The following is a 12918-nucleotide window of genomic DNA, read 5'->3' as shown; positions in this document are numbered from 1 at the left end:
ATTAGATGCATGAGCCTTGCCCAGGAAATCAACCGTGTCGTGGCGCCCTTCGAAGTCATCAGCGAGTTCAAACCCGCCGGCGACCAGCCTGCCGCGATCGCGGAGCTGACCGAGCGGATCAAGAACGGCGAAAAGGACGTGGTGCTCCTCGGCGCCACCGGTACCGGCAAGAGCGCGACGACGGCGTGGCTGATCGAGCAGGTCCAGCGGCCCACCCTCGTGATGGTCCAGAACAAGACCCTTGCCGCGCAGCTGGCCAATGAATTCCGGGAACTGCTGCCCAACAACGCCGTCGAGTACTTCGTCTCGTACTACGACTACTACCAGCCCGAGGCCTACGTGGCGCAGACGGACACGTTCATCGAAAAGGACTCCTCCATCAACGAGGAAGTCGAACGGCTCCGGCACTCCGCCACCAACGCCCTGCTGACCCGGCGAGACGTCATCGTGGTCGCCACCGTTTCCTGCATCTACGGCCTCGGCACCCCCGAAGAGTACATCGCCGGGATGGTGACCCTGCGCCGCGGCGCCGAAATGAACCGGGACGACCTGCTCCGGAAGTTCGTCTCCATGCAGTACGCCCGCAACGACATGGACTTCCACCGCGGCACCTTCCGGGTCCGGGGCGACACCGTGGAAATCATCCCGATGTACGAGGAGCTCGCCATCCGGATCGAGTTCTTCGGCGACGAGATCGAAAACATCCAGACCCTGCATCCGCTCACCGGCGAAGTCCTGCGCGAGGAAGAGGAAATGTACGTTTTCCCGGCCTCGCACTACGTCGCCGGGCCGGACCGGATGGCCCGGGCGATCAAGCGGATCGAGGACGAACTGGCGGACCGGCTCAAGGTCCTGGAGAGCCAGAACAAGCTCGTCGAGGCCCAGCGGCTCCGGATGCGCACCACCTACGACCTCGAGATGATGCAGCAGATGGGTTTCTGCAACGGCATCGAAAACTATTCCTCGCACATTGACGGCCGCGCCCCCGGCAGCGCCCCGCACTGCCTCCTGGACTACTTCCCGGATGACTTCCTGCTGGTGATCGACGAGTCCCACGTCACCGTGCCCCAGATCGGCGCGATGTACGAAGGGGACATGTCGCGCAAGCGGAACCTCGTTGACTTCGGCTTCCGGCTGCCCTCCGCGATGGACAACCGCCCGCTCAAATGGGACGAGTTCCTGCAGCGCGTCGGGCAGACCGTGTACCTGTCCGCGACACCGGGCAAGTACGAGCTGGGCAAGGCCGACGGGTTCGTCCAGCAGATCATCCGCCCGACCGGCCTGATCGACCCCGAGGTGATCGTCAAGCCCACCAAGGGCCAGATCGACGACCTGCTGGGGGAGATCAAGACCCGCACCGCGAGGAACGAACGCGTCCTCGTCACCACCCTGACCAAGCGGATGGCGGAGGACCTCACCGACTACCTGCTGGGCCACGGGGTGAAGGTCGAATACCTGCACTCCGACGTGGACACGCTGCGGCGCGTGGAGCTGCTCCGCGAACTCCGGATGGGGGTCTTCGACGTCCTGGTCGGCATCAACCTGCTGCGTGAGGGCCTGGACCTTCCCGAAGTGTCATTGGTGAGCATCCTCGACGCGGACAAGGAAGGCTTCCTGCGCTCGGCTACCTCGCTGATCCAGACCATCGGCCGCGCGGCCCGCAACGTCTCCGGCGAGGTCCACATGTACGCGGACCGGATCACCGACTCCATGGCCCAGGCGATCGACGAGACGAACCGCCGCCGCGCCATCCAGGTCGCCTACAACAAGGAAAACGGCATCGACCCGCAGCCGCTGCGGAAGAAGATCGCCGACATCACCGACCAGCTGGCCAAGGAGGACGCGGACACCCGCGAGCTGCTGGCCAGCGCCGGCAAGGCGCGGGGCAAGGGCAAGGGCGGCTCCAAGGTCCGTGCCGACGGCCTCGCCGCGGCGCCGGCCGAGGACCTCGTGGGGCTCATCGAGCAGCTCACCGAACAGATGCACGCCGCGGCCGGTGAGTTGCAGTTCGAGCTCGCCGCCCGTCTCCGGGACGAGGTCGGGGAGCTGAAGAAGGAGTTGCGCCAGATGCAGTCGGCCGGGCACGCCTGAGGTAAAGTGGACACCACGTAGGGGAGTATCCCGAGCGCTACGATCGTCAACACGCATGGCACAGACGCCCTGCCGGGCGTAGCGGGCAGCGCAGCGGCACCTGATGGCATTGGCCCGGGGCGGCGGCTTGGCCGGAGAGACTTACACCGCTCAGTCATACCCTGCGAAAGGTAACTTCGTGCCCGAACTTCCCGTCTGGTTCGAGATCGGCTCCTTTGTCGTTCTCGGCATCATCCTCGCCATCGACCTGCTCCTGGTCCTGAAGCGCCCGCATGAGCCGTCCATGAAGGAAGCAGGCCTCTGGGTCTCCTTCTACATCGCGTTGGCCCTGGTCTTCGCCGGCGCCATGTTCGCCTTCACCGGCCCCGAGTACGGCGGCCAGTTCATCGCCGGCTGGGTGACGGAGTACAGCCTCAGTATCGACAACCTGTTCGTCTTCATCATCATCATGGCCCGCTTCTCGGTACCCCGTAAGTACCAGCAGGAAGTGCTGATGGTCGGCATCATCATCGCGCTGATCCTCCGCGGCATCTTCATCCTGCTGGGCGCGATCGTGATCGAACAGTTCAGCTGGGTCTTCTACATCTTCGGCGCCTTCCTGCTCTGGACCGCGTGGAAGCAGGCCCAGGACGAGGGCGAAGACGAGGAAGACCGGGAGAACCCGCTGATCGCACGGATCCGCCGCGTCCTGCCGATGTCGGAGAAGTTCGACGGCGGCAAGCTGCGCACCGAGGTCGACGGCAAGAAGGTCTTCACCCCCATGGTGATTGTCTTCGTCACCATCGGCATGACCGACCTGCTCTTCGCGGTCGACTCCATTCCGGCGATCTTCGGCCTCACCCAGAGCGCGTTCATTGTCTTCACCGCCAACATCTTCGCCCTGATGGGCCTGCGCCAGCTGTACTTCCTGCTCGGCGGCCTGATGAACCGGCTGATCTACCTCAAGCACGCCCTGTCAGTCATCCTGGCCTTCATCGGGGTCAAGCTGGTGCTGCACGCCATGCACGTCAACGAACTGCCCTTCATCAATGGCGGCAAGCACATCGAATGGGCGCCGGAGATCCCCACGTTCGTCTCGCTCGCGGTCATCATCGGCACGATCATCATCGCCGTGATCGCCAGCCTGGTCAGCTCCAAGGCCTCCAAGGCCAAGCTGGACGCCCGGCTCGAGGAAGACTCCCGCAAGAGCCTGACCGACGCCGAGTAGCACCGGAGGCTCAAACACCACTGCCCGGGGAAGCGGACGCTTCCCCGGGCAGTGGTGTTTCCGGACGCCTCAGGCGGACTGGGAGCGCGCCATGCCGAGCAGGCGGCCGAAGATCGCCTCGCCGTCGTCCGCGATGCCGTCGTGGTGGAACGCGGATGTCTCCCACACCTGCAGGCCGCGGACGGCCGCAGCGGTTTCGAGCGACAGGTCACGGTCGACGTAGATGTCGTCGCTGTACACCGCCGCCGCGGCCGGGACGGTGTTGTGCGCGAGCCGGTCGGGATCGTAAAGCGGCTTCCAGTCGTCTTTCTCCGCGAGCAACTGCGCGACGGGCCGCAGCGGCGCGAGGGCCGGATCCTGTTCGAAGTACCAGGGGTAGACCATTTCGCCCGTGAGCAGCGGGGCGGGAACATCCGGCCGGAACTCAGGATGGTCCTGCAGCACCCTTAGGGCTGCCCAGTCGGTGGCCTCGCCCTGCCCGTAGATGGATTCGTGCATCAGCGCGTACAGCGGGTTCGCGGCCCGCGACACCAGGGCCCGGACCTGTTCCAGGAAGCTGTCGGAGAGCCGGTCGCCGTCGGGAGTGCCGACGAACGCGTCCTCGAGCAGGTGGTGCAGGGCATCGACCCGGGTGTTGCCGCCCAGGAAGGAGCCCACCATCTGGAACCGCTCGACGGTCAGCCGGCTGCCGTCCGGCAGGTGCTCGGGCGTCTCGCGCAGGTGCCGTGCGATCCGGTTGACCAGCTCACGGTCCTGCGGGTACCAGCCGAAGTACTCCGCATTGCGCGCCGCCACCCGGCGGAACGTCGCTTGGTAGACGCGGTCCGCGGGACCGGCCAGCGGGGCCAGCCCGCCCGTGATCAGCACCTCGCGGAGGCCCTCGGGGGCGAAGGAGAGATAGCTGAGCGCGCAGAAACCGCCGTAGCTTTGCCCGTACACGGTCCAGGGGGCCGCACCGAGGGTGCGCCGGATGGACTCCGCGTCGGCCACGATCGAGTCGGCCCGGAAGTGTTCGAGGTACCGGGCCTGGTCCTGTTCGTTGCCGCGCAGCGGCAGGGTCTTGCGGTCGACGGGGGAGGACAGGCCGGTGCCGCGCTGGTCCAGCATGAGGATCCGGAAGTCCCGGGCCGCGGCCTTGCTCCAGCCGCCCAGGGCGGGGAACCGGTTGCCGCGGCCGCCGGGGCCGCCCTGCAGGTAAAGCAGCCAGGGCAGCTCGGCGGCGGCGGTTTCGCTGTGGTCGGCGGACACATACTCCCGGGCGAAGACGGTGATCGTCTCGCCGTCGCCGCCGAAGTGGTCCAGCGGAAGTTCGAAGTAGTGCTCCGCCGTCCGCATGCCGCGGTACTCGTGCCGTGCCTTGACCACATGGCCGGCGCTGCCGCCCGGTCCGGCAGCAGCCGCCCGGGCCGCAGCCGGCTCAGCCTCCGCGGACTCCGCCAGGGCGGACTCGGCGACGGCGGGCTCAGCCACGGGCGTCGGCCGGGCGGGCGCCGCCGAAGGCATCCAGGGCATCGCCGGTGAGCCGGAAGGTGGACCAGCCGTTCATCGGGGCGGCGCCCAGGCTCCGGTAGAACCCGATCGAGGGTTCGTTCCAGTCCAGCACGCTCCACTCCACCCGGGCGTATCCGCGTTCCACGGCGGTCGCGGCCAGGTGCTGCAGCAGGGCCCGGCCGTGCCCGGCGCCCCGGGCCTCGGGCATGACGTAGAGGTCTTCGAGGTAGATCCCGTGCACCCCCTCCCAGGTGGAGTAGTTCAGGAACCACATGGCGAAGCCCTGAACGTCGCCGGACTCGTTCTCGGCCATGGTGGCGTAGACCCGCGGGGTCTCGCCAAAGAGCACCTCGGTGAGCATTTCCGGGGTGTTCCGGACAGCGTCCGGCTCCTTCTCGTAAATGGCGAGGTCGTGGATCATGCGCAGGATGGCGGGGACGTCGGAGACGGCAGCCGGGCGGATTACACTCATGGTCGCCAGTTTACTGGCACACCGCGCCGTACCGCGGCTACAGCCGGTCCACGGCCGTCACTGTGACGACGGCGGTGCCCGTCTCGTCCGAGGCGGCCAGATCCACCTCGGCGGAGATGCCCCAGTCGTGGTTGCCGGCCGGGTCGTCGAAGATCTGCCGGACTTTCCACGTGCCGGGCTCCTCGGTGATGATCAGCAGGCCGGGGCCGCGCGCGTCCGGGCCGGTGCCGATGTCGCCGTGCTCCTCGAAATAGTCGTCCAGGGCGTCTTCCCAGCGGTCGGCGTCCCAGCCGGAGCCGCCGTCGAGTTCGCCGAGGGCGGTGGCGGCCTCGTCCGCGAACAGTTCGACGCGGCGGAACATCTCGTTGCGCACCATCACGCGGAAGGCCCGGGTGTTGGAGGTAAGCGACGGCGGAGGGGGCGGCGGGGCATCGTGCGGGGTGGGTGCCGCTCCGGAGGTGAGCTCCTCCCATTCATCCAGCAGGCTTGAGTCGACCTGACGGACCAGTTCGCCGAGCCACGCGATGAGGTCCTCAAGGTCCTCGCGCAGCGCATCCTGCGGCACCGTCTGCCGGAGCGCCTTGAAGCCGTCGGCGAGGTAACGCAGCACGATGCCCTCGGAGCGGGCCAGGCCGTAGAACTGGACGAACTCGCCGAAGTTCATGGCCCGCTCGTACATGTCGCGGATGACGGACTTGGGTGCCAGTTCGAAGTCGCCGATCCAGGGCGCGGCCTTGCGGTACACCTCGAAGGCCTCGCCGAGGATCTCCGCTAGCGGCTGCGGGTAGCTGACCTCCTCGAGCATGGCCATCCGCTGGTCGTAGTCGATCCCGTCGGCTTTCATGGCCGCGACTGCCTCGCCCCGCGCCTTCTTCTGCTGGGCGGACAGGATCTGCCGCGGCTTTTCGAGCGTGGCTTCGATCACCGAGACGACGTCGAGGGCGTACGACGGCGACTCGGGATCCAGCAGCTCCAGCGCCGCCAGGGCGAAGGGGGAGAGCGGCTGGTTCAGGGCGAAGTTCGGCTGCAGGTGGACGGTGAGCCGGACAGTGCGGCCGTCGGGCCCCTGGTCCCCGGGCGGGATGCGTTCGACGACGCCCGCGGCCAGCAGTTCGCGGTAGATGCCGAGGGCCTTCTTCATCAGCTTCAGCTGGGCGGGGCGGGTCTCATGGTTTTCGGTCAGCAGGCGGCGGGCCGCAGTGAACGGGTCACCCGGACGCTCCATCAGGTTCATCAGCATCGCGTGGGTCACGGTGAAGCTGGAGACCAGCGGGTCCGGCACGGACTCCACCAGCCGCTGGTAGGTGGGCTCGCCCCAGGACACGAAGCCCTCGGGCGGCTTCTTCTTGACCACCTGCCGCAGCTTCTTCTGGTCGTCACCGAACTTGGCCGTCGCCTTGGCCATGGCCTTGACGTTTTCGATCACGTGCTCGGGCGCCTGCACGACGACGGTGCCCGCCGTGTCGTAGCCGGCCCGGCCGGCCCGCCCGGAGATCTGGTGGAACTCACGCGGATTCAGCAGGCGGGTGCGCACGCCGTCGTACTTGCTCAGCGCGGTCAGGAGCACGGTGCGGATGGGCACATTGATGCCGACGCCCAGGGTGTCGGTGCCGCAGATGACCTTGAGCAGGCCGGCCTGGGCGAGCTGTTCGACGAGCCGGCGGTACTTGGGCAGCATCCCGGCGTGGTGCACGCCGATGCCGTGCCGGACCAGCCGGTTCAGGGTCTTGCCGAAGCCTGCGGCGAAGCGGAAACCGGCGATCAGCTCGGCGATCTTGTCCTTTTCCTCCCGGGTGCAGACGTTGATGCTCATCAGGTTCTGGGCCCGGTCAATCGCTTCGAGCTGGCTGAAGTGCACCACATAGACCGGCACCTGCTTGGTCGAAAGCAGCTCCTCCAGCGTCTCGTGCACTGGGGTCTGCTGGTAGTAGAAGTGCAGCGGAATGGGCCGTTCCGCGGAACTGACGGTCGTCGTCGGGCGCCCGGTCAGTTCGGTGAGGCGCTCCTCGAAGCGGCTCACGTCGCCGAGCGTGGCGGACATCAGCAGGAACTGCGCCTGCGGAAGCTCCAGCAACGGAACCTGCCAGGCCCAGCCGCGCTGCGGATCGGAGTAGAAGTGGAACTCGTCCATGATGACGGCGCCGAGCTCCGCGGCCGATCCCTCGCGCAGGGCGATGTTCGCCAGGATTTCCGCGGTGCAGCAGATGATGGGTGCGTCCTGGTTGACGCCAGAATCGCCGGTGATCATGCCGACGTTCTCGGCGCCGAAGATCTCGCACAGCGCAAAGAATTTCTCCGAGACGAGCGCCTTGATCGGGGCGGTGTAGTAGCTGCGCTGCCCGCGCGCCATGGCCTGGAAGTGGGCCGCGATCGCCACCAGCGACTTACCGGACCCGGTGGGGGTGGCCAGGATGACGTTGGCGCCCGCAGTGAGTTCCATCACGGCCTCGTCCTGCGCCGCGTACAGGGCCAGGCCACGGCCTTCGGTCCATTCGACGAACCGGGTGTAGAGCTCATCCGGGTCGAGGCCGCTCCTGCCGGGGACTCGGGCGGCCGGGGCGGGAAGCTGATCAACAAGTTTCATTGCCTTCCAGCTTAGTGGTCGGCCCGGGGTTAGGCTTCGGCTGGGCACACCGATGAAAAGCAGGGGGACAGGCATGCAGTGGGATGCGGCGAAGTACCGACAGTTCGGCGACTACCGGGACCGGCCGTTCTTCGACCTGACCGCACGGATCCGGGCCGAAGCGCCGCGGCGCGTCGTCGACCTGGGCTGCGGTCCGGGGAACCTCACGGCGACGCTGGCCGCCCGCTGGCCGGGCGCCGCCGTCGAGGGTGTTGATTCCTCGGCGGAAATGCTGGAGAAGGCGGAAACCGTGGCCGGGGGAAACCTCGGCTTCCGGCAGGCGGACATCGCCGACTGGATGCCGGCGCCGGACACCGACGTCGTCGTCACGAACGCCGCCCTGCAGTGGGTGCCCGGTCACCGCCAACTCCTCGCCGGCTGGCTGGAGGCTCTGCCGGCAGGAGCCTGGTTCGCCCTCCAGGTGCCGGGCAACTTCGACGCCCCCTCCCACGCCCTGATGCGCGAACTCGCCGCCTCCCCGGAGTGGTCCGGCCGGCTCTCCGGGGTGCTGCGGCACGACGACGTCGTCGGGGAACCCGCCGACTACCTTCAGCTCATGCTCGATGCCGGCTGCGACGCCGACGCCTGGGAGACGACCTACCTCCAACTCCTGCAGGGACCGGATCCGGTCCTGGAGTGGGTTCGGGGTACGGGCCTGCGCCCGGTCCTCGCAGCACTCCCGGCCGAGGAGGCCCGCAGCTTCGAGGCGGACTACGCCCGGCTGCTCCGGCGGGCCTATCCGGCGGGCAGGCACGGGACAATCTTTCCGTTCCGGCGGGTCTTCGCCGTGGCGCAGAAGCGGGGCTAACCGTCGGCCGCAGCCACCATTTGACCGACGTGACACGCCGCGTGACAAAGTCTGTATGTGATGGGGCTTACAATGACAAGGCGGTCCGGGGGCGTCCGCAGCGCGGTCCGTAATCGAGCCCTGTTCCGGCGATGGAGGTTCGGTGCTGATCAAGCTGATGGGACGGCTGCTGTCCGCCCACCGGGCGGCGGTCCTGGCCATCGTCTGCCTTCAGCTCGTGCAGACCACCGCCGGCCTGATGCTTCCCACGCTTAACGCCGCCGTCATCGACGACGGCATCGTCGCCGGCAACACCCCCCTGATCCTGCGGCTGGGGGCGTGGATGGCCGGAATCGCGGCGCTCCAGGTCGCCGCCGCGGTGGCTGCGGGCTACCTGGGTGCCATCGTCGCCATGCGGATCGGCCACCAGCTGCGCTCTGACCTGTTCACCCGCGTGCAGCAATTCTCCTCGCAGGACGTCGGCACGTTCGGGGCGCCCAGCCTCGTCACCCGCGCCACCAACGACGTCATCCAGATCCAGAACCTGGCGCTCCTGGCCTTCACCATGCTCGCCGCCGCCCCGGCCAGCTTCCTCGGCGGCATCGTGCTGGCCGCCCACCAGGATCTTCCGCTCTCCGGCATTGTGGCCGCCGTGATCCCCCTGCTCGCCGCCGTCATGGTGCTGATTGTCCGGCGGCTGATCCCGCTCTACCGCCAGGGCCAGGAGCTTCTCGAGCGGATCAGCCGGGTACTCCGGGAACAGATCATCGGGGCCAACGTCATCCGGGGGTTCGTCCGGCAGGACCACGAGATCCGCCGCTTCGACGCAGCGAACAGGGACCTGACCCGCAACAATCTGGCCTCCGCCCTGCTGGTGGCCAGGATGAACCCGCTGATCATGGTGGTGGTCAACCTGTCCTCCGTGGCAGTGGTCTGGTTCGGCGGCCACCGCATCGAGGCCGGCGAGATGCGGCTGGGCGCGCTGACGGCCTTCATCGCCTACATCCTGCAAATCCTCATCGCCATCATGATGGCCATGTACGTCTTCACCACGGCTCCGCGCGCCGCGGTCTGCGCCGAGCGCATCCAGGCCGTCCTGGACACCGAACCGTCAATTGCCGGACCACCCCGCGGCGGACTCCCGCCGGCCCCGCAGGGCAGCGCAGCCGCGGAGGCGGCCCCGGTTGCCCCGGCAGCCGGGGGCACCGTGGAGTTCCGCGGCGTGTCCTTCGCCTATCCCGGGGCCGAGGCGCCGGTCCTGTCCGGCATCTCCTTCACCGCCGTCCCCGGCTCGACCACCGCGATCGTCGGCGCCACGGGCAGCGGCAAGACCACGCTGCTGAACCTGCTGCCGCGCTTCCTGGACCCGACGGCCGGGACCATCACGCTTGGCGGCCGCGACATCCGGTCCCTGCCGCTGGCCGCGCTGCGCGAACGGATGTCCCTGGTGCCGCAGCATTCCTACCTCTTTTCCGGCACAGTCGCGGACAACCTGCGGATCGGCGGGCCGGCCGCCACCGACGCGGAGCTGTGGGACGCGCTGGACACGGCGCAGGCCGGTGACTTTGTGCGCCGGCTCCCCGGCGGCCTGGATGCACCGGTCAGCCAGGGCGGCACGAACTTCTCCGGTGGCCAGCGCCAGCGCCTGTGCATCGCCCGGGCCCTGCTCCGCCCGGCCCCGGTCTACCTGTTCGACGACAGCTTCTCCGCCCTCGACTACGTGACCGACCGCCGTCTCCGGGCCGCGCTGGACCCCCTGCTGGCGGCCGCCACCGTGCTCATCGTGGCCGAACGGGTCTCGACCATCGAACGGGCGGACCAGATCCTCGTGCTGGAGGACGGCCGGCTGGCGGCGAGGGGCAGCCATGCCGAGCTGATGGAAACGTCCCGGACCTACCGGGAGATCGCGGCCTCGCAACTGGTGCTGGAGGAGTCCCCGTGACCGCGGCACTGCCGGCGGGTCCGGAAGGCGGCAAGTGGCGGGCCGCCTGGCGGCTGCTGGGGCTCCTGAAGCCAATGCGGGCGCGGATGGCGGCTGTCGTCGCGGCCACCTGCGGCTTTGCGGTGCTGAACGTGGCTGCCCCCAAGTACCTGGGCGACGCCACCGACGTCGTCGTGGCCGGGGTCGTCGGCGGTGCCTTCGATGAACGCAGGCTCGGCCGGTTGCTCCTCGCCGTCGCCCTGATGTACCTCGGGGCCTCGCTCTTCAGCTGGATCCAGGGCGCCCTGACCGCGACCGCCGTGCAGCGGCTGGTCTACGGGCTCCGGTCCGCGGTGGAGCACAAGCTGCACGTCCTGCCGTCCGGCCACTTCGACGACCAGCACCGGGGCGATGTGCTCAGCCGCGCCACGAACGACGTCGACAACGTCTCGCAGTCGCTCAACCAGCTGCTCAACCAGCTGATCATGTCGATCCTGATGCTCTCCGGCGCCCTGGCCATGATGTTCTGGCTCTCGCCCCTGCTGGCGCTGATTGCGCTGGCGTCCGTTCCGCTCTCCACCCTGCTCACCGTGGTCGTGGCGCGCCGGTCACAGGCCCATTTCACCGAGCAGTGGGCCAGCACCGGCACCCTGCACACACACCTGGAGGAGTTCTTCACCGGCCACGAGGTGGTCAAGGCCTTCGGCCGGCAGGACACCGCCGCGGCCGCCTTCGGCGAGAGCAACGACCGGCTCTTCCGCGCCGCGTCCCGGGCGCACTACGTCTCAGGCATCGTGCAGCCGCTGATGATCTTCGTCTCCAACCTCAACTACATCGCGGTCGCCGTCGTTGGTGCCCTCCAGGTCGCCGCCGGCACCATGACGATCGGCGGAGTCCAGGCGTTCATCCAGTTCAGCAGGCTCTTCAGCCAGCCCATGGGCCAGATCGGCGGCATGCTGACCCTGATGCAGTCCTGCGCCGCGTCGGCCGAGCGGGTCTTCGCCCTGCTGGACGCCCCGGAGATCCCTGCCGACGCGGCGGAACCGGCCCCCGGGGCCGCGGCGGCCGCCGCCCACCACGCGCCCCGCGGCAACCACCCCGGCGGCACCGGACCGGCCCCCGCCGGCCGGGTCACGTTCGAGCACGCCACCTTCGGGTACAGCCCGGGGGCGCCCGTGGTCCAGGACCTGTGCTTCATGGTCGAACCCGGACAGACCGTGGCGATCGTCGGCCACACCGGCGCCGGCAAGACAACGGTGGTGAACCTCCTGATGCGCTTCTACGAGCTGGACGCGGGCCGCATCACCGTGGACGGGGCGGACATCGCCGGGATGCCGCGGGACCGGCTGCGTTCCGGGTTCGGCACCGTCCTGCAGGATGCCTGGCTGTTCACCGGCACCATCCGGGAGAACATCGAATACGGCCGGCCCGGGGCCAGCGACGAGGACATCATCGCCGCGGCGCAGGCCAGCCATGTCGACCAGTTCGTGCGCGCCCTGCCGGCCGGCTACGCCACCATGCTCGGCAATGACGGCGACTCGCTCAGCCGCGGCCAGCGCCAGCTCATCTCGATTGCCCGGGCGCAGCTGTCCGGCCGGAGCATCCTGGTCCTGGACGAGGCGACCAGCTCGGTGGACAGCCGCACCGAGGTGCAGATCCGGCAGGCAATGGCGCGGCTCCGCCAGGGCAGGACCAGCTTCGTCATTGCCCACCGCTTGTCCACGGTCCGGGACGCTGATCTAATTCTGGTCATGGACCAAGGACGCATCGTTGAACAGGGCAAACACCGGGAACTGCTGGCGGGGGACGGGCTCTACAGCTCGCTCTACCGCTCCCAGTTCGCCGGGCGCAACGACGCGGACAGCGTCCTGGAGCCGGAGCAGTGAGCCCGGTCGAAGCGGCCGCGGCGGCCTACCCGGGCGGTTGGAAGCCCAACACCGGCAGTTCCGTCCCGCTCTTTGAGCAGCTGCGCCTGAACATCATCGAACGGGCCGACGACGGGTCGCTCGCGCCGGGCACCCGGCTCCCGGCGGTCCGCAGCCTGGCGGCCGAACTGGGCGTGGCACCGCACACGGTGGCCCGCGCCTACAAGGAGCTGGAAGCAGCCGGCGTCGTCGCGACCCGCGGCCGCAACGGCACGGTGGTCTGCCCCCGGGACGAAGCGTGGGATTCGCTCAGTGCCGCGGCGGCTGACTTTGCCGCTGCCGCCCGCGCCCAGGGAGCCAGCTTCGCCGAAGCCGTCCAGCTGCTCGCCGCGGCCTACGACCGGCACTAACAGACGTTCCAATAGCACAAGCACCGCCCGAATAGAGATTCGAAGAAGTTT

Annotated in this window: 9 protein-coding genes; 6 read left to right on the top strand and 3 right to left on the bottom strand. The window is 68.5% G+C overall.

Annotated features, from left to right (window positions below):
• Positions 1–9: 9 nt before the first annotated feature.
• The gene (uvrB, locus tag ASG71_RS12225; protein WP_056739573.1) at positions 10–2091 is read left to right on the top strand and encodes an excinuclease ABC subunit UvrB; all 2082 of its coding nucleotides are present in this window, start codon (positions 10–12) and stop codon (positions 2089–2091) included.
• A 178-nt stretch (positions 2092–2269) separates the two neighbouring features.
• Entirely contained in the window at positions 2270–3298 is a 1029-nt protein-coding gene (locus ASG71_RS12220) for a TerC family protein (protein WP_056739571.1), read from the top strand.
• 69 nt (positions 3299–3367) lie between these two features.
• Here the strand turns inward: ASG71_RS12220 and ASG71_RS12215 are convergent, their stop codons facing one another.
• The 3 genes from ASG71_RS12215 to ASG71_RS12205 all read right to left on the bottom strand — a co-directional run bounded on the left by ASG71_RS12215 (position 3368) and on the right by ASG71_RS12205 (position 7845).
• Positions 3368–4633 carry an alpha/beta fold hydrolase gene (locus ASG71_RS12215; protein WP_235564082.1) on the bottom strand — a complete coding sequence of 422 codons (1266 nt, stop codon included), beginning with the start codon at positions 4631–4633 and terminating at the stop codon, positions 3368–3370.
• A 127-nt stretch (positions 4634–4760) separates the two neighbouring features.
• Positions 4761–5261, bottom strand: coding sequence for a GNAT family N-acetyltransferase (locus ASG71_RS12210; RefSeq protein WP_056739569.1), 501 nt, complete (start codon positions 5259–5261; stop codon positions 4761–4763).
• 37 nt (positions 5262–5298) lie between these two features.
• Positions 5299–7845, bottom strand: coding sequence for a DEAD/DEAH box helicase (locus ASG71_RS12205; RefSeq protein ID WP_056739566.1), 2547 nt, complete (start codon positions 7843–7845; stop codon positions 5299–5301).
• 73 nt (positions 7846–7918) lie between these two features.
• Between ASG71_RS12205 and ASG71_RS12200 the strand changes: the two genes are divergently transcribed.
• The 4 genes from ASG71_RS12200 (at position 7919) to ASG71_RS12185 (ending at position 12867) form a co-directional block, all read left to right on the top strand.
• Positions 7919–8692: a trans-aconitate 2-methyltransferase gene (locus ASG71_RS12200; RefSeq protein WP_056739564.1), complete on the top strand. Its 774-nt coding sequence runs from the start codon at positions 7919–7921 to the stop codon at positions 8690–8692.
• Between the two features lie 157 nt (positions 8693–8849).
• Positions 8850–10613, top strand: coding sequence for an ABC transporter ATP-binding protein (locus ASG71_RS12195; protein WP_082575150.1), 1764 nt, complete (start codon positions 8850–8852; stop codon positions 10611–10613).
• Between the two features lie 86 nt (positions 10614–10699).
• On the top strand, positions 10700–12478 hold the full coding sequence (locus ASG71_RS12190) for an ABC transporter ATP-binding protein (RefSeq protein ID WP_082575148.1): 1779 nt from the start codon (positions 10700–10702) through the stop codon (positions 12476–12478).
• Positions 12475–12867: a GntR family transcriptional regulator gene (locus ASG71_RS12185; protein ID WP_056739557.1), complete on the top strand. Its 393-nt coding sequence runs from the start codon at positions 12475–12477 to the stop codon at positions 12865–12867. The genes ASG71_RS12190 and ASG71_RS12185 overlap by 4 nt, the downstream gene beginning before the upstream one ends.
• The last annotated feature ends 51 nt before the right edge of the window (positions 12868–12918 follow it).

This window comes from Arthrobacter sp. Soil763 (assembly GCF_001428365.1).
In the GTDB taxonomy this organism is placed as follows: domain Bacteria; phylum Actinomycetota; class Actinomycetes; order Actinomycetales; family Micrococcaceae; genus Arthrobacter.
This window is presented reverse-complemented; position numbering and strand designations above follow the sequence as displayed.

Coding starts and splice junctions, on each gene's coding strand:
- ASG71_RS12215 (WP_235564082.1), bottom strand. CDS start 4,633: ATGCGGACGGCGGAGCACTACTTCGAACTTCCGCTGGACCACTTCGGC.
- ASG71_RS12200 (WP_056739564.1), top strand. CDS start 7,919: ATGCAGTGGGATGCGGCGAAGTACCGACAGTTCGGCGACTACCGGGAC.
- ASG71_RS12205 (WP_056739566.1), bottom strand. CDS start 7,845: ATGAAACTTGTTGATCAGCTTCCCGCCCCGGCCGCCCGAGTCCCCGGC.
- ASG71_RS12190 (WP_082575148.1), top strand. CDS start 10,700: ATGGCGGCTGTCGTCGCGGCCACCTGCGGCTTTGCGGTGCTGAACGTG.
- ASG71_RS12195 (WP_082575150.1), top strand. CDS start 8,850: ATGGGACGGCTGCTGTCCGCCCACCGGGCGGCGGTCCTGGCCATCGTC.
- uvrB (WP_056739573.1), top strand. CDS start 10: ATGAGCCTTGCCCAGGAAATCAACCGTGTCGTGGCGCCCTTCGAAGTC.
- ASG71_RS12210 (WP_056739569.1), bottom strand. CDS start 5,261: ATGAGTGTAATCCGCCCGGCTGCCGTCTCCGACGTCCCCGCCATCCTG.